Origin of the sequence: Sphingopyxis sp. (assembly GCF_035250425.1) — a bacterium.
Taxonomy (GTDB): domain Bacteria; phylum Pseudomonadota; class Alphaproteobacteria; order Sphingomonadales; family Sphingomonadaceae; genus Sphingopyxis.
The window spans coordinates 46,975-62,654 of sequence record NZ_DATFFD010000153.1 but is presented as its reverse complement, the minus strand read 5'-3'; the positions used below and the strand labels follow the sequence as shown (position 1 = coordinate 62,654).

The following is a 15,680-nucleotide window of genomic DNA, read 5'->3' as shown; positions in this document are numbered from 1 at the left end:
CGCGGGGGCCGCTTCGGCGGCCGGCAACGGCAGGTTCGAACCCTGGCTGTTAAGGTAAACAATCAGGTTGGCGCGGTCTTCGGGGCTGCTGAGCCCGGCGAACGACATCTTCGTGCCCGGGGCATATTTACGCGGGCTGGTGATCCACGCGTTCATGCCCTCGAAATCCCAATTTCCGGCGACGCCCTTCAGCGCATCCGAATAAGCGAAGCCCGGAACATGGCCGTGCGGCTTGCCGAGCGCGCCGAACAGATTCGGGCCGATCCCATTGGCGCCGCCCGAATTGATCGTGTGGCATGCGGCGCATTTCGCGAACACCGCCTCGCCCTTCGCCGGATCGGCGGCGGCGAGCAGGTTGGCGAGCGGCACGGCCGATTCGCCGCCACCAGCACCGGCTTCGGCGTCTTCGATCGGATAACCGGGCTTTTCGGGATTGTGGCTGGCGAACAACATGCTCGACCCGATGGTCAGGCCCAGCGCGCAAATGCCGGCAAACAGCACCCAGCCGGCAATAGTATTGTTGCGATTGTCCATGCTCTAGCAGCCCCGTTTACGGACGCCCGCTTGCCGGGCGCATATTTGATTTGGACGCTCCCTTACTGGCGCGGGGACGACGGCGCAAGGGGATGAAATCGGGCGACGACGCGAAGGATGCGGGCGCCGGTTGCGCGGGTGCGGCCGGGCGGCTATGCGCCGCGGCTCCAGCTTGGGAAGGCAATCATGGGCAGTTATTCGGCTTCGGCACAGCATCTGGTCGACGAAATGCGTAACGCGGCACTCGCGGAGCCCGCGCGCGGGCTGGCGTTTCAGGGTGCGCCGGGCGCGAACAGCGATCTTGCCGCGCGCGAATATGATCCGAATTCACTGCCGATGCCCTGCTATGCGTTTCAGGATGCGATCGACGCGGTGCGCGACGGCCGCGTCGACCGCGCGATCATCCCGATCGAAAACAGCCTGCACGGCCGCGTGGCCGATATCCACTTCCTGCTCCCCGAATCCGGCCTGTCGATCGTCGGTGAACATTTCCTGCCGATCCGCTATGGCCTGATGAGCCGCGACCTTGGGCCGGTGACGCGCGCGATGAGCCATGAGCAGGCGCTCGGCCAGTGCCGCCACTGGCTGCGCGCCAACAATATCGCGCCGGTCGCGCACAGCGATACCGCGGGCGCCGCCGCATGGGTCGCCGACAGCGACGAGGTCGGCCTTGCCGCGCTCGCGCCGCCGCACGCCGCCGAACTCTATGGCCTGACGCTCCACGGCACGGGGATGGAGGACGCCGATCACAACACGACGCGCTTCGTCATTCTTGCGCGCGAACCGCTGACCGGCATTGCCGCGATCGACGGACCGCTGATGACGACCTTCATGTTCGAGGTGAAGAACATCCCCGCCGCGCTCTACAAGGCGCTCGGCGGCTTTGCGACCAACGGCGTCAACATGACCAAGCTCGAAAGCTATCAGACCGGCGACAGCTTTGCGGCGACGCAATTTTATTGCGACATCGTCGGCGCGCCGGGCGACGAACGGATCGATCGCGCACTCGAGGAACTCGACTTCCAGACCAAGTCGCTGCGGTTGCTCGGCACTTATGCGCAGGCGCGCGAGCGCCGCTAAATCCTGCTGGCGCTAGCCGCCACGGCGGCGGAGCATCCGTGCGGTCGCCGACGTCTGGACGATGAACAGCGTCACGAGGATGCTCGAGACGATAAGCGCGAACAGATCGAAGGGCGAGAAATTGGTGCCGTGGATGTCGCCGCCGCCGATGATCGGCATCGCAATCGTCATCGCCATCAGCATCAGCCGCAGCTCGGTCGGGCCCCCTGCCATATAGGACAGGCGAAACTCGCCGACGACCTTGGCGGCGATGAAGGTGTGGATCGACAACAGGAAATAGCCGATCACCGCCATCAAGGCGACGTCGAGCCGCATGAAGGGGCTCATCCCGATCGCGCTGATCATCAGCAAGGTCGCCAGCGCATCGACGCTATGGTCGACGAAATAGCCATAGTTCGGCCGCTCGATGCCGCGCCAGCGCGCCAGGCTGCCGTCGAGCGAATCGCCGAACCAGTTGACGATATAGCCGACGAGCGACAGGCCGAGCCATTCGCTGTCGAACCAGCTGAGCACATAACCCGCGGCGACCAGCACCGCGCCGGCGAAGCCGAGCGTGGTGAGCTGGTCGGGCGTGACCCAGCCGGGAAGGCGCGCGCATAACCAGTTGAGAAGACGGCGTTCGCTGCGCGCGAGGATATTCTGCTGGATGCGGACCGGCGCCTTGGCGACGGGTTCGAACTTGCTCATGAGGACCCTTTGTTGCCGACTGTCACAAAAGTGCCGGCCGGATGTCATCGCGGCGTCATAGAGGCAAAGTCGGGTTTGCGAAAGGGCAGGGCGGTAAATGCGCCGCGTGTGTGCGACGATCAGTCCTGCCAGGGACCGATTTCGCCGACGTCGCCGACTGCGCGATAGCGTACCGCGCCGTCGACCCAGGCGACTTCCCACATCGGCGCGGGGCGCGCCCATTCGCCGATCACGAACAGCGGCAATTTGTTCGCGGCGACGAAGGCAAGATCATCGGGGGTCGGGCCGGGGATGGTCGTTTCATACCGCTGGTGAATGCGGATGACCGCGAGCGTCGTCGCGGGCGGCGCGGGAAGCGACTGGCGCACCGGAAAGCCCATGCTCGCGGCGACGGCGGGATAGCCTTTGTCGTCGCGGGCGATCAACAGCACCTTGTCGGCGTTCGCATAGGGGCCGCCAACCGCGCGACCGACGACCTTGCGCCCCGCAATCGCGGCAAATTCGCGCAAGTCGGTGTCGGCGATCGGCGATGGGCGCGCGGCCGCCGAGGCGACGGCGGCATCGGGAGGCGCGGGGACGGGATCGGCGGCGAGCGCCGCGACGAACAGCAACGCGGCGATCAATGCGCTTCGCCCCAACTCTTGCCGATGCCGACCTCGACCTCGAGCGGGACCGAGAGCGTGAGCGCGGGCTCCGCGGCGCCCGACATCACCGCGCGGATCACCGCGCCCGCGGCTTCGGCCTTGTCCTCGGGCGCCTCGAACACGAGTTCGTCGTGGACCTGGAGCAGCATCTTGACGTCGGAGAGTCCGGCATCGGCGAGCGCCTTCGGCATCCGCGCCATCGCGCGTTTGATCAAGTCGGCGCTCGTGCCCTGGATCGGGGCGTTGATCGCGGCGCGTTCGCTGCCCGCGCGTTCGTTCTGGTTCGCCGCCTTGATGCGCGGGAACCAGGTTTTGCGGCCGAACAAAGTCTCGGTATAGCCCTTCGCGCGGACGCTTTCGAGCGTGTCGGTGATGTAATCGGAAATTCCCGGGAAGCGCTCGAAATAGCGCGCGATCAGCGCCTGCGCCTCGTCGGGCGTGACTTCGAGCCGGCCCGCGAGGCCCCAGCGCGAAATGCCATAGAGGATCGAGAAGTTGACCGTCTTCGCCTTGCCGCGCGTGTCGCGGTTGACCTCGCCGAACAATTCGATCGCGGTCGCGCTGTGGATGTCGTCGCCGCGCGCAAAGGCTTCCTTGAGTTCGGGGACGTCGGCCATATGCGCCGCGAGCCGCAGCTCGATCTGGCTATAGTCGGCGGCGATCAGAACATGGCCGGGCGCCGCGATAAACGCATCGCGAATCTGCCGCCCCGTCTCGGTCCGTATTGGAATGTTCTGGAGATTCGGGTCAGTCGAAGACAACCGCCCCGTCTGCGCGCCGACAAGGCTATAGCTCGTGTGGACACGGCCTGTGGTGGCGTTGATCTGCTGCTGCAGCGCGTCGGTATAGGTCGACTTCAGCTTCGAAAGCTGGCGCCATTCCAATATCTTGCGCGCGATCGGCACACCGTCGCGTTCCAATCGTTCGAGCTCGCTCTGGTCGGTCGACCAGTCGCCCGACTTGCCCTTACGCCCGCCCTTGAGGCCGAGCTTGTCGAACAGGATTTCGCCGAGCTGCTTCGGGCTGCCGATCGCAAAGGGCTGGCCGGCGAGGCCGTGGATATCGCCCTCGATGCGCAGCATTTCGGCCGCGAACTCGCCCGACAGGCGCGCTAGATATTCGCGGTCGACCATGATCCCGGCGCGCTCCATCCCTTCGACGATCGAGGCGAGCGGGCGGTCGACCATCTCATAGACGCGTGTGCCCCCTTCGATCGGCAGGCGCAGCTTGAGCAATTTCCAGAGGCGCAGCGCGACGTCGGCATCCTCGGCGGCATATTCGGTCGCGCGGTCGAGCTGCACTTCGGCAAAGCTGATCTGCGATTTGCCCGTCCCGCACATTTCCTTGAAGGTCAGGCAGGTGTGATCGAGGTGGAGCTTCGCCAGCTCGTCGAGCCCGTGCTGATGCTTGCCCGCGTCGAGCGCGAAGCTCATCACCAGCGTGTCGTCATAGGGCGCGATGGTAACGCCATGCTGCGCGAGCACGCCGATGTCATATTTGAGGTTATGCCCGACCTTGAGCACCGCATCATCGGCGAACAGCGCGTGGAGGCGCCCGATCGCGACGTCCATCGCGATCTGCTCGGGCTTTTCGGCGAACATGTCGGTGCCGCCATGGCCGAGCGGGATATAGCAGGCGCGGCCCGGCGCGGTCGCCATGCTGACCCCGACGAGGCGGCCGGTGACGCTGTCGAGGCTCGCGGTCTCGGTATCGACGCCGACGACATGCGCGGCGCGTGCCTCGGCGATCCAGCGGTCGAGCGCCTCGACCGTGGTGACGCATTCATAGAGCGTGCGGTCGATGGGCGGCATTGCGGGCAGCGTCGGCGTCGACGGCCCGGCGGGGGCGGCAACCGGTGCGGCGTTTGCGCGCGGAAAGGTCGGCGGTCCGCCGGGAGTGGCGCCGAGGTCGAGCTTTGCCGACAGCGAACGGAAGCCATGTTCGTCGAGGAAGGTCTTGAGCGGCAGCGGCGGGATCGCGCCGAGCTTGAGCGTATCGAGCGCGTCGGGCAGCGCGACGTCGCGCTTCAGGTCGACGAGGATACGCGACAGTTCGGCCATTGCGCGGTGCTCGATCAGATTGTCGCGCAGCTTCGACGCCTTCATCGTCTCGGCGCCGTCGAGCGCGGCGGTCAGATTGCCATATTCCTGGATCAGCTTGGTCGCGGTCTTCGGCCCGACCCCGCGCACGCCCGGCACATTGTCGACGCTGTCGCCCATCAGGGCGAGCACGTCGCCCACCAGATCGGGCGTGACGCCGAACTTCTCGTTCACCGCTTCCAGCCCGAGGCGGACGTTCTTCATCGTGTCGAGCATATCGACCTGCGGCGCACCGTCCGCCGGCTCGCGGATCAGCTGCATCAGATCCTTGTCCGACGACACAATCGTCACGTCCCAGCCTTCGCGCACGGCGGCCTCGGCATAGGACGCGATCAGGTCGTCGGCCTCAAACCCCTCCATCTCGACGCATGGCAGCGAAAAGGCGCGCGTCGCGTCGCGGATCAGCGGGAATTGCGGACGCAGATCCTCGGGCGGTTCGGGCCGGTTCGCCTTATACTGGTCGTAGATGTCGTTGCGGAACGACTTGCTGCTATGATCGAGGATGACCGCAAGATGCGTCGGCCCGTCGGCGTCGTGCAGATCCTTCGCGAGCTTCCACAGCATCGTCGTGTAGCCGTAAACCGCGCCGACGGGCACCCCCTTGGGGTTCGTCAGCGGCGGCAGGCGGTGATAGGCGCGGAAGATGTAGCTGGAGCCATCGACCAGATAGAGATGATTCTTGTCCGACATGGGGCGCGGTGTAGCAGGGGGCGGGAGGCAGGGCGAGACCCGCTGCCGCTCCACCGTGCTTTGTCCGGTTCAATCCAAAATCGCGCGCGCTATTTGCGCAGCTGCCCGCGGATCGCGCCGTCGGGATAGGCGGCGGTGTGGATGTTCACATAATAGTTGGACCAGTCGCGCTCGATCGCATCCTCGGTCCATTCGGCCCGGCTCTTGCACCCTTTCCAGCCACCTTCGTTCGCCTTGGTGATCGGGAACACGACCGGGCCGTTCGTGCCCGCGCGGCCGCGATGGATATGCATTGCGGTGATCGTGTCGAGACCGCGGATGTCGTTGATGTCGTAGCAAATCTGGTCGATCTCGTCTGTGACCGTGATCTCGGCGCGGGCATAGCCGTCGGGATCGCCGGGTCCGACCTCGTTCGATCCGGCCAGCGTGGCGTTATAGGTATCGCCGACCTGTTCGGCGACCCCTTCCTCGACGGTCGCGCAGCCGGCCAGCGCGGTGGCAAGCAACGGCGCGGCCCAAATGAGCCTGTTCATCGTTCTTCTCCCAGGGTTGCGACGGCCAAGTCGGCCTGTCTTCACAACCCGCCGGAAGCTTGGGAGTTCCTATTCGCGCGGCTGCGGCGCGATATCGAAATGCATCACATCCTCGCGCGTGCCGAGCTTCGAGACGGCGGTGGTGCAGGGGGCGTCATCCGTCCATCGTAACCGGCGGCGCGGTTCAGCGATAGTCGATGCGCAGTTTCGCCGCCGCCGCGACCGCCGCGTCGCGGGCCTGCTCGATCGTCCCGCCCGCGACGCGCGCCAGTGCGACGCCCATGCGGCGATACGGCCGCGTGACGGGCTTGCCGAAGATGCGCGCATCGACGGCGGTTTCGGCGTTCGGCGGGGTCAGCGCCTTGGCAAGGCCGGTGATCGCGAAATCGCTCGCATCGCGGTCGGCGAGCAGCACCGCGCTCGCGCTGGCGTCGGGCACCGTGACCACGGGGATCGGCAGGCCGAGGATCGCGCGAGCGTGGAGATCGAATTCGGACAGCGATTGCGAGATCAAAGTGACCATGCCGGTGTCGTGCGGGCGGGGCGAGAGTTCGGAGAAGATGACCTCGTCGCCCTTCACGAAATATTCGACCCCGAAGATGCCGTGGCCGCCGAGCGCGTCTACGACCTTCGTCGCCATCGCCTGCGCCGCCGCCAGCGCGGCGTCGGACATCGCGGCGGGCTGCCAGCTTTCGCGATAGTCGCCGCGTTCCTGGCGGTGCCCGATCGGCGGGCAGAAGGCGACGCCATCCTTGTGGCGGACGGTGAGCAAGGTGATCTCATAATCGAAATCGATGAATGCCTCGGCGATGGCGCGCAGCCGGTCGCCGCGCATGCCCGCGGCGGCATAATCCCACGCGGCGTCGATGCCGCTGGCGTCCCTGACCGTGCTCTGGCCCTTGCCCGACGACGACATCACGGGCTTCACGACGAGCGGAAAGCCGATGCGCTCCGCCGCCGCGACCAGCTCCTCGCGGCTCGTCGCATATTCGAAAGTCGAGGTCTTCAGGCCCAGTTCGCTCGCGGCAAGGTCGCGGATCGCGTCGCGGTTCATCGTCAACTGCGCCGCGCGCGCTGATGGCACGACATGGAAACCTTCGGCTTCGACTTCGGCGAGGATTTCGGTGCGGATCGCCTCGACCTCGGGCACGATATGGTCGGGGCGATGCTTTTCGATCGTCGCGCGGAGTGCGTCGCCGTCGAGCATCGAAAACACCTCATAGCCGTCGGCGACCTGCATCGCGGGCGCGCCCGCATAGCTGTCGCACGCGATGACGCAGCATCCGAGCCGCTTCGCCGAAATCACGAACTCGCGGCCGAGTTCGCCCGAACCGAGGAGAAGGATGGTGGCGGTGGGGGTCATGCAAAAACTTTCCATCGACGTTGGGCGCAAGATTCGGGACGCATCGCTGCGCGGCCTCCGCCATATGGATTTCAGCATCAAAGTGCGACAGCGAATGACATCCAAAGGAAGATCCCGTGGCCCATTATTTTAAAACCATCTGGTCGCCGGTCGGCGAATTGACCCTCGTCGCCGACGACCGGGGACTCGCCGCCATATTGTGGGAAAATGACAAGCCCGACCGGGTCCGGCTCGGCGCGCTCACCGAAAAGGCTGATCATCAGGTCCTGCTCGAAACCGAGCGGCAACTCGCACAATATTTCGCCGGGACACGCCGCACCTTCGACGTGCCGCTGTCCTTCGCCGGGACCGATTTCCAAAAGCGCGTGTGGTCCGCCCTGCTCGCCATTCCGTTCGGCGAGACGCGCAGCTATGGCGAGATCGCCGGCCAGCTCGGCAACCCGGGCGCTTCGCGCGCAGTCGGCGCCGCCAATGGGCGCAATCCCATCTCGATCATCGCGCCATGCCACCGCGTCGTCGGATCGACCGGCAAGCTGACCGGCTTTGCTGGCGGGCTCGAGGCGAAGCGGTTCCTGCTCGATCTGGAAGCGGTGGATTAAAGATCGAGCGTGCGGATTTCGGGGGTGAGCTTCCACCACATCAAGGCGCCCGGCACCGACGGCGCCCCCGCCGCAATATGCTGCGCAGCAAATAAAGCAGGGCGCGCTCGTTCGCACCGCGGCGATGGACGCGGGCTTTGCCGACACCGCGCATCTATCGCGCGCCTTTCGCGAAACCTTTGGCCTCACGCCCAGCGCGGCGATAAGCGCGCTGCCTTTATAGCAGGGTCAGGCGGGCCAGCGGTCGGTGTCGTGGTCGGGGTGCTGGTGGTTGCTCGCCTTGATCGCGCCGACAAGGTTGCTCATCACTTCTTCGGTCGTGCCCTCGGCCTTGATCGGCAGATCCTCGAACAGCGACAGCTGGCCTTCGATCCCGAACTGGGCCTGCGGCGGGAACGCCGAGGGATCGTCGAACGAGCCGGTCGTCAGGTTGATATGCTTGCTTTCGGCATAATCATAAGTCAGCGGCGTCCCGCAGTCGCGGCAGAAACCGCGCGCCGCCTTGTCCGAACTGTTGAAGGTCGCGGGCGCGCCGCGCGTCCATGTGATCGCATCGCGCGGCACGCCGATCAGCGCGATGAAGAAATTGCCCGCCGCCTTCTGGCACATCCGGCAATGGCAGATGTGCGAGCTGTCGAGCACCGCGGTGACATGATAGCGCACCGCGCCGCATTGGCAGCCGCCCGACGCTTCGGTTTCGATCCTGTCCATGGCATTAGGCTATCAGCGGCGGCGCGGTCTCGCAACCGCGCCGCCGGGCTGCGTCACGCGCCGTAACGTTCGATCACTTCGGCCAGCGGAACATGGCCGAGGCAGAGGCCGTGTCCCGGCGCCGTCTCTCCGCTTTCGAGCGCGGTGGCATAGGCGACGGCCGGATCGGCCTCCAGCCTTGCGCGCAGCGCCGCGAGCTTCGGCCAGCGAACGGGCTCGGCGACCTCGTGAAACTCCAGCCAGCGCGCGACCCCGATGAACAGCGCATCGGCCAGCGTCGGCCGGTCGCCGACCAGATAGGGGCCGTCGCCGACCATTTCCTCCAGCCGGTCGTGGCGTCCGATCACCGCTTCCTTGCCCCATTCGCGGAGCGACGCTTGCAGCGCGGGGCGCGGCGGGTCCATTTCGAGTGCGACCCACAGCGGGGTGAACGACCCTGTGAAGCCCGAATTGATGAACGCCATCAACTGGGTCATCCGGTCGGCCTCGGGCGAGAGCGGATCAAAGCTGATGCGCCGTTCGCTGTCGCGCGCCGCGAACCAGCGCGCGATCGCCATGGTTTCGGTCAGCACATTCCCCTGATCGGTGATCAGCGCCGGGGTCTCGTGCCGCGCGTTGATGCGGGCATAGGCGGGCTCGCGCATTTCGCCGAGCATGTCGACGCGGCACAGGCGATAGGGTTTGCCCAGCCATTCGAGAGCCGCGACCAGGCCCATGGAACTTCCCAGCGGGAAGCCATAGATAAGGATCGGTTCCAATGTATTGCTCCATCTTCTTGAGGGGGAGCTGCGCAGCGAAGCCAGATATAGGGCGCGCCGTCGCCACGTAAATTACGCACCTTTTTGTAACCATGAGGCACCGATGAAAAATCTGGTTTCGCGCTGTCCAATCGAGGAAGTGATGCAGGTGCTGAGCGGCCGCTGGCCGACCTTGCTGATCTATTATCTCAGCGATGGGACGAAGCGTTTCAGCGACCTCAGCCGCGACAATCCGACGATTTCGCACAAGATGCTGACGCTCGAACTGCGCAAGCTCGAAGATGCGGGGATCGTCCAGCGTACCGAGTTCGAGGGCTATCCCCGGCGGGTCGAGTATGACCTGACCCCCGACGGCGAACGGCTCGTGCCGCTGATCGACGCGCTCGGTGACTGGTGGGATGCGTCGGCGGGCGGGGCCGATGCCGACGCGGCTGTCATCACCGTGGGCGACAGCTAAGATCGCCCGGCAACGGATTCATTTCGCTTTTTGCGGGTGAAAAGTCTCGCCGCGCTTCAGCATCGCGACAAGGTCGGCGATCTTCTTTTTCCGTCCGGCGTCGGTCTTGATCGTACCGAGGCGAAAGATCAGCGCGAAGCGATTTTGCGCGGTCAGCTTTTCCAGCATGGCTTTGGCCGTGGGTTCGGCATCGATCGCCGCCTGCAGGTCGGCCGGAATTTCCGATCCCTTGACGCGATAGGCGCGGTCCCAGCGGCCATCGGCCTTCGCGGCCTCGACCTGTTTCAGCCCATGCTCGGTCATCCGCCCCTCGGCGGTCAGTCGCGCGACATTGTCGATGTTGATCTGACTCCAGACGCTCTTCGCGCTGCGCGGCGTGTAGCGTTGCAGGAAGCTTTTTTCGTCGAAGGATTTGCGGATGGCGTCGATCCATCCCCAGCACAGCGCCGCGTGGATCGCCTGTTCGGGGGTGATCGACGCAAGGCCCGATTTGACCTTGTGAATCTTGATCCACACCTCGCGCTCGGTGGCGTGATGCGCGGCCAGCCAATTATGGAAACCGTCCATGTCCATAAATTCGTGAACCTTGTCGGGATCTACCTCGATGGCCGCCACCGCCTTATTCCATTCAAATATTCAGAGTGCCGCAAGACACTGATGATAATGGAGAAAAAATATCTGGTCCGAAATCCGGATGTAGGGGCAGCGAAACCGCAAGGTCAAGCTTTGTCCACGAAACCTGGCGCATTTGAATCCGGGATGATCCGCCCCGATCGCAGTCGACCGATCTGCAATTTCTGCCCGGGATGTCACATATGGCCGGTCTGGCCTGTCATGCCCTGCGAACGCAATCGAGTTTGAGGGCGAGTTTGAGGGTATGCGTGCGTGCTTAAGCCGATGCTGCTAATTTCTGGCGAGAAGGATCTTCAATGTGATCCTTGAGATGCAGAGAGGATCGTCCGGTTGCGGTTTTGCCGGCGCTCAGTCCACCCCGCATTGTAAAGCGGCGCGCGGCGTGCATGCTCGGAATACCAGAGCGGCAGCTGGCGAATCCGACCAAAAAATTGGCAGGCCTTGGGGATGGGCGGCTAGCCTCGGCTCATCGCCCGAAAGATTTTCTTCGTCGCAAAGGATACCAGGGCAGTTGACGAATCTAATATCAATCTTTTAAGTTGAGTTTGTCGCTCGGAGCTGGTCGAGACGGGCGACGGGCTCTCCTCATCGACCCGCGGCTTTTGAACGGGAAAGCAGCTTGCTCCGCGTTACCAACGGCTAAAGCGCGTGATGCTCGGGCGACATCGCCAGGCATTGCGTTCCCCCTGAAGGGGTATTGCGATGCGTATGTGTAGCACCAGACGTTAAACGATCGCGATCTTGCGCGTGGGGTAGCGGACCGACCGCACCCCGCTCCGCGTAGCGGCGCGTCCCATATATCCAGTCGCACCTCCCCACGCGGGGCGTTGCGGCCGAACGTCCGGCGCATAGGCGCCGGCGCGGGGAATATCATGCCTTTGCTGACCCAATCCGACCTGTCGGATCTGGCTCGCTATCCTGCGTCCCTGCGCAGCGCCGCCAGAGCGCTGTGGGGCGCGGAGCTGGCGGCGGCCCGATCCGGCGCGGCGCACCGCGCCACCATCCATCACGTCAAAAAGGGGGCGGGATCGCCGCCCGGGGACCATATCTAATGAACCGTTTCTCTCCCGATCATCGCTTGAAGTTCTTGCTCGGCGCCGCGCTGTTGCTGCCTGCGGCGCCGGCCTTTGCCGCTGAAACCACTATCGCCGACACCAATATCGAAGCCGAAGGCGAGGTTGCCGACGAAGGATCCGCCGCCACCGCAGTGGCAGCCGCTTCGGCCGCCGCGTCGTATGACGGCGCCGAAATCATCGTGTCGGCGCGCCGCCGCGACGAAAGCGCGCAGGACGTGCCGATCGCGCTGTCGGTCGTTGGCGCGTCGCAGCTCGAGGCGACGGGTAACTATTCGCTGACGCAGATCCAGCAGATCGTGCCGAGCCTGCAGGTGTTCAGCTTCAACCCGCGCAACACCAACATCAACATCCGCGGGCTCGGCAGCAACGTCGCGCTGACCAACGATGGACTGGAAAACGGCGTCGGCTTCTATGTCGACAATGTCTATTACGGCCGCGTCGGCCAGTCGCAATTCGACCTGGTCGATTTGCAGCAGATCGAGGTGCTGCGCGGACCGCAGGGGACGCTGTTCGGCAAGAACACCACCTCGGGGGCGATCAACATCACCTCGCGCAAGCCGAGCTTCGACCCCGAATTTTCAGGCGAGGCGAGCGTCGGCGATTATGGCTATTACCAGCTGCGCGGCTCGGCGTCGGGGGCGCTGATCGACGATCTGCTCGCGGTCCGCGTCAGCGGTTCGGTGACCGAACGGCGCGGCTTCCTCTACAACGACACGCAGAATGAGCGCGCGCAGGATTATTCGAACTGGAGTGTGCGCGGGCAATTGCTGTTCACCCCCACCGCCGACCTCGAAGTCCGCATCATCGGCGACTTCGCGCGCCAGAAGCAGAATCACGTCCTCAATGTCTTCGCCGATTATTTCGGCACCTATGCGAATGGCGCGGCGATCCCGAACAGCTTTGCCGAGCGCGCGGAGCGCTTCCCCGGCTACAGCTTCCCGACGATCGACCCCTTCGCGCGGCGCGGCGAGGCCGACAGCCACTATCAGTCGAACATGGATGGCTATGGCGTGTCGGGGCAGGTCGACTGGAACGTCGGCGCGGCCAAGCTGACGTCGATCACCGCCTATCGCTGGTGGGACTGGAACCCGGCCAACGACGGCGATTCGACCTCGCTGCCGGTGATCGTGAAGGCGCAGCAGGCGAACCGCCAGCGCCAGTTCAGCCAGGAACTCCGGCTGGCTTCCGACAGCGATGGGCCGATCGATTATGTCGTCGGCGCCTATTATTTCTGGCAGGTCATCCGCGGCAAGGGTGCAAGCGCCTATGGTCCGGCGGCCGCGCTCTGGAACCGCCCCGCGACCTCGCCGATCCCGCTCGCCGCATGGGACGCCGCGCTCAATGGTTTTGAGGCGAACTCGACCTCCGACCCGCGGACCAAAAGCTATGCGCTGTTCGGCCAGCTCGACTGGAAATTCACCGATCGGCTGACGCTGACTGCTGGCCTCCGCTACACGCATGAGAAGAAGAGCGGGTCGTTCACGCAGATTCATGTCGCGGGGGTAGACTTGTCGACGCTGCCCGCGGGATTGGCGGCGCAGGCGGCGGCGCTCCGCGCGCAATTCAATCCGGTCACCAGCTATTCGACCGGTTTTACGGACAACAGTGTGTCGGGGCTCGCGACGCTATCGTGGCAGTTCTCCGACGATGCGCTCGCCTATGCGAGTTATTCTCGCGGCAACAAGTCGGGCGGGCTCAACCTTACCAATCTGCCCGCCGGGATCGATCCCGACGTCGCGCCCGAAAAGGTCGACAGCTACGAACTTGGCATCAAGTCGCAATGGTTCGACAAGGCGGTGACGTTCAACGTCGCGGGCTATTGGACCGAGATCAGCGATTATCAGACCGCGATCACCGAGCAGGTGCCGAATACGATCAACGTCCGCCAATATATCGCGAACATCCCCGGCGTGCGCTCGCGCGGGGTCGAGGGCGATCTGAGCTTCGCGCCGTCGGAACGCGCGAGCTTCTATGCCTCGGTCGCTTATGCCGACACGACCTACAGCGACTATCCGAATGCGCCGCAGGCGCCCGAACGGCTGAACGTCAGCGGGATTCAGGATCTGACCGGCGCGCAACTGCCCGGGGTTCCCAAGTTCACCTACACGCTCGGCGGCGATGTGTCGGCGCCGCTCGGCAATCTCGGCGGACGCGACCTGTCGATCTATGCCCATGCCGATTATTCGCACCGCTCGACCTTCAACACCTCGTCGAGCGACAGCCTCTATGCCGATGTTCCCGCCTATGGGATTGCGAATGCGCGCCTCGGTTTCAAGACCGACGACGGATTGTTCGACCTGTCGCTCTGGGCGCGCAACCTGTTCGACGAGGATTATTTCCAGACATTGTCGCCGGGGGTCACAGGCATCGTGACCGCGCTGATCGGCGAACCGCGCACGATCGGCGCAACGCTGCGGACGAAGCTGTGATGGGCAGCGCGCCGCCCCCCACCGCCGGCCAGCTCGCCCGCTTTTCTGCGGTCGCCGTGCCGCTCGCCGCCGCCGGGCTGCCGCTCGGCGTCTATCTCCCCGCCATTTATGCGCGCGATTATGGCCTGTCGCTGACGGTGATCGGCGTCATCTTCCTGCTCGGCCGGTTGTGGGATGCGGTCGCCGATCCGGTGATGGGATCGCTCAGCGACCGCACGCGCAGCCGCTACGGTCGCCGCAAGCCGTGGATAGCGGCGGGCGGCGTCGTGTTCGGCCTGTCGTCGATCTTTCTCTTTTTTCCGCCCTTCGGCGTCACGCCGCTGTCGCTCGGCATTATCCTCTTCTTTTTCTACCTTGGCTGGACGGCGGTGCAGATTCCGTTCCAGGCCTGGTCGGGCGAAGTGTCGGGCGACTATCACCAGCGCACGCGCATCGCGACATACCAGACCGTCGTGACCTCGGGTGCGCTGTTGCTGACGCTGATCCTGCCGACGATCGCCGATCAGTTGCGCCCGGGCGACGGGCATCTGCAGCTGTCGCTGATGGGCGGGCTCGTGCTGCTGTCGATCGTTCCCGCGTTGGTCCTGACGCTCACTGCGCTCAGGGAACCGCCGCTGCCGCCGCTGCCCGTCGGCAAGCCCAGCCTCAAGGAAACGATCCGCGCGATCACCGGCGAGCCGCTGCTGCTGCGCGTGCTGGCGTCCGATTTCGCGGTGACGCTGGCGCAGAATATCCGCGCCGCGCTGATCGTCTTCTTCGTCACTTTCTATATGGGTCGGCCCGAATGGGCGGGCGGGCTGTTCCTGTTCCAGTTCGTCTTTGGCATCTTCGCCGGACCGATCTGGCTCAAGATCGGGCGCCGCTATGGCAAACATCGCACTGCGGTCGCGGGCGAGCTGGTGCAGGTCGCGATCAACCTGTCGCTGTTGCTCGTCACCCCCGACGCCTTCGGGCTGCTGCTCGCGCTGACACTGGCGCAGGGGCTCGCGCAGGGATCGGGAAACCTGATGCTGCGCGCGATAGTCGCCGACGTCGCCGACAAGCACCGCCTCGACAGCGGCGAGGATCGCACCGGGCTCTATTATTCGGTGTTCAGCCTTGCCGGGAAGACCGCGACCGCGGTCGCGGTCGGTATCGCGCTGCCGCTCGTCAGCTGGCTCGGCTTCGATCCGAAGGCCGTCAACAGCCCCGAAGCGCTGACCGGCCTGCTCCTCGTCTTCGCCGCCGGCCCCGCCATCGCCCACGCCTTTTCCGCCGCCCTTATCGCGCGCTTCCCGCTCGACGAGGCGGCGCACGCCGAAATTCGCCGACAGCTTGATCCGGGGCCGCCCGATTATGCCTTCGCCGAATAGCCCCGCCCGCCAACCGATAACCCCAAAGGAGACTG

The 15,680-nt window shown here is 64.9% G+C and carries 16 protein-coding genes; 7 read left to right on the top strand and 9 right to left on the bottom strand.

Features of this window, described 5'->3' with window-relative positions; all coding sequences use genetic code 11:
- On the bottom strand, positions 1 to 534 hold a 534-nt coding region (locus VJ811_RS08945), incomplete at its 3' end, for a cytochrome c family protein (RefSeq protein WP_324071920.1).
- Between the two features lie 186 nt (positions 535 to 720).
- Between VJ811_RS08945 and VJ811_RS08940 the strand changes: the two genes are divergently transcribed.
- Entirely contained in the window at positions 721 to 1,614 is an 894-nt protein-coding gene (locus VJ811_RS08940) for a prephenate dehydratase (protein WP_324071919.1), read from the top strand.
- 12 nt (positions 1,615 to 1,626) lie between these two features.
- On the opposite strand, the gene VJ811_RS08935 is transcribed toward VJ811_RS08940, so the two are convergent.
- From VJ811_RS08935 to purT, 5 genes are all read right to left on the bottom strand, one after another.
- Positions 1,627 to 2,301, bottom strand: coding sequence for a CDP-alcohol phosphatidyltransferase family protein (locus VJ811_RS08935; RefSeq protein WP_324071918.1), 675 nt, complete (start codon positions 2,299 to 2,301; stop codon positions 1,627 to 1,629).
- A gap of 119 nt (positions 2,302 to 2,420) precedes the next feature.
- Positions 2,421 to 2,924 (bottom strand): hypothetical protein, encoded by a 504-nt coding sequence (locus VJ811_RS08930; RefSeq protein WP_324071917.1) that lies wholly within the window; start codon positions 2,922 to 2,924, stop codon positions 2,421 to 2,423.
- The gene (gene polA / locus VJ811_RS08925) at positions 2,921 to 5,734 is read right to left on the bottom strand and encodes a DNA polymerase I (RefSeq protein ID WP_324071916.1); all 2,814 of its coding nucleotides are present in this window, start codon (positions 5,732 to 5,734) and stop codon (positions 2,921 to 2,923) included. The genes VJ811_RS08930 and polA overlap by 4 nt, the downstream gene beginning before the upstream one ends.
- An 89-nt stretch (positions 5,735 to 5,823) precedes the next feature.
- Positions 5,824 to 6,267, bottom strand: coding sequence for a CHRD domain-containing protein (locus tag VJ811_RS08920; RefSeq protein WP_324071915.1), 444 nt, complete (start codon positions 6,265 to 6,267; stop codon positions 5,824 to 5,826).
- A 184-nt stretch (positions 6,268 to 6,451) separates the two neighbouring features.
- Positions 6,452 to 7,630 carry a formate-dependent phosphoribosylglycinamide formyltransferase gene (gene purT, locus VJ811_RS08915; RefSeq protein WP_324071914.1) on the bottom strand — a complete coding sequence of 393 codons (1,179 nt, stop codon included), beginning with the start codon at positions 7,628 to 7,630 and terminating at the stop codon, positions 6,452 to 6,454.
- Between the two features lie 116 nt (positions 7,631 to 7,746).
- Here purT and VJ811_RS08910 point away from each other — a divergent pair, with 116 nt between their 5' ends.
- Entirely contained in the window at positions 7,747 to 8,229 is a 483-nt protein-coding gene (locus VJ811_RS08910) for a methylated-DNA--[protein]-cysteine S-methyltransferase (protein WP_324071913.1), read from the top strand.
- Positions 8,230 to 8,320: 91 nt separating this feature from the next.
- A complete protein-coding gene (locus VJ811_RS19405; RefSeq protein WP_414711926.1) occupies positions 8,321 to 8,452 on the top strand; it encodes a helix-turn-helix domain-containing protein in 132 nt (43 codons plus the stop codon).
- A gap of 5 nt (positions 8,453 to 8,457) precedes the next feature.
- Here VJ811_RS19405 and VJ811_RS08905 read toward each other — a convergent pair whose 3' ends face one another.
- Both VJ811_RS08905 and VJ811_RS08900 read right to left on the bottom strand, forming a co-directional pair.
- A complete protein-coding gene (locus VJ811_RS08905; RefSeq protein ID WP_324071912.1) occupies positions 8,458 to 8,940 on the bottom strand; it encodes a GFA family protein in 483 nt (160 codons plus the stop codon).
- Positions 8,941 to 8,993: 53 nt separating this feature from the next.
- Positions 8,994 to 9,698 carry a glutathione S-transferase family protein gene (locus VJ811_RS08900; RefSeq protein WP_324071911.1) on the bottom strand — a complete coding sequence of 235 codons (705 nt, stop codon included), beginning with the start codon at positions 9,696 to 9,698 and terminating at the stop codon, positions 8,994 to 8,996.
- Between the two features lie 103 nt (positions 9,699 to 9,801).
- Here VJ811_RS08900 and VJ811_RS08895 point away from each other — a divergent pair, with 103 nt between their 5' ends.
- On the top strand, positions 9,802 to 10,155 hold the full coding sequence (locus VJ811_RS08895; protein ID WP_324071910.1) for a helix-turn-helix domain-containing protein: 354 nt from the start codon (positions 9,802 to 9,804) through the stop codon (positions 10,153 to 10,155).
- 18 nt (positions 10,156 to 10,173) lie between these two features.
- Here the strand turns inward: VJ811_RS08895 and VJ811_RS08890 are convergent, their stop codons facing one another.
- Positions 10,174 to 10,770: a YdeI/OmpD-associated family protein gene (locus VJ811_RS08890; RefSeq protein WP_324071909.1), complete on the bottom strand. Its 597-nt coding sequence runs from the start codon at positions 10,768 to 10,770 to the stop codon at positions 10,174 to 10,176.
- An 890-nt stretch (positions 10,771 to 11,660) separates the two neighbouring features.
- Between VJ811_RS08890 and VJ811_RS08885 the strand changes: the two genes are divergently transcribed.
- From VJ811_RS08885 to VJ811_RS08875, 3 genes are read left to right on the top strand one after another with little or no spacing between them, the layout of a single operon-like run.
- On the top strand, positions 11,661 to 11,840 hold the full coding sequence (locus VJ811_RS08885; RefSeq protein WP_324071908.1) for a hypothetical protein: 180 nt from the start codon (positions 11,661 to 11,663) through the stop codon (positions 11,838 to 11,840).
- Complete coding sequence (locus tag VJ811_RS08880) at positions 11,840 to 14,293, top strand: TonB-dependent receptor (protein WP_324071907.1); 2,454 nt, start codon at positions 11,840 to 11,842, stop codon at positions 14,291 to 14,293. The genes VJ811_RS08885 and VJ811_RS08880 overlap by 1 nt, the downstream gene beginning before the upstream one ends.
- On the top strand, positions 14,293 to 15,645 hold the full coding sequence (locus tag VJ811_RS08875) for an MFS transporter (protein ID WP_324071906.1): 1,353 nt from the start codon (positions 14,293 to 14,295) through the stop codon (positions 15,643 to 15,645). Before VJ811_RS08880 ends, VJ811_RS08875 begins: the two co-directional genes overlap by 1 nt.
- Positions 15,646 to 15,680 lie beyond the last annotated feature (35 nt).

Coding starts and splice junctions, on each gene's coding strand:
- VJ811_RS08940 (WP_324071919.1), top strand. CDS start 721: ATGGGCAGTTATTCGGCTTCGGCACAGCATCTGGTCGACGAAATGCGT.
- VJ811_RS08935 (WP_324071918.1), bottom strand. CDS start 2,301: ATGAGCAAGTTCGAACCCGTCGCCAAGGCGCCGGTCCGCATCCAGCAG.
- polA (WP_324071916.1), bottom strand. CDS start 5,734: ATGTCGGACAAGAATCATCTCTATCTGGTCGATGGCTCCAGCTACATC.
- VJ811_RS08920 (WP_324071915.1), bottom strand. CDS start 6,267: ATGAACAGGCTCATTTGGGCCGCGCCGTTGCTTGCCACCGCGCTGGCC.
- purT (WP_324071914.1), bottom strand. CDS start 7,630: ATGACCCCCACCGCCACCATCCTTCTCCTCGGTTCGGGCGAACTCGGC.
- VJ811_RS08905 (WP_324071912.1), bottom strand. CDS start 8,940: ATGGACAGGATCGAAACCGAAGCGTCGGGCGGCTGCCAATGCGGCGCG.
- VJ811_RS08895 (WP_324071910.1), top strand. CDS start 9,802: ATGAAAAATCTGGTTTCGCGCTGTCCAATCGAGGAAGTGATGCAGGTG.
- VJ811_RS08885 (WP_324071908.1), top strand. CDS start 11,661: ATGCCTTTGCTGACCCAATCCGACCTGTCGGATCTGGCTCGCTATCCT.
- VJ811_RS08880 (WP_324071907.1), top strand. CDS start 11,840: ATGAACCGTTTCTCTCCCGATCATCGCTTGAAGTTCTTGCTCGGCGCC.
- VJ811_RS08875 (WP_324071906.1), top strand. CDS start 14,293: ATGGGCAGCGCGCCGCCCCCCACCGCCGGCCAGCTCGCCCGCTTTTCT.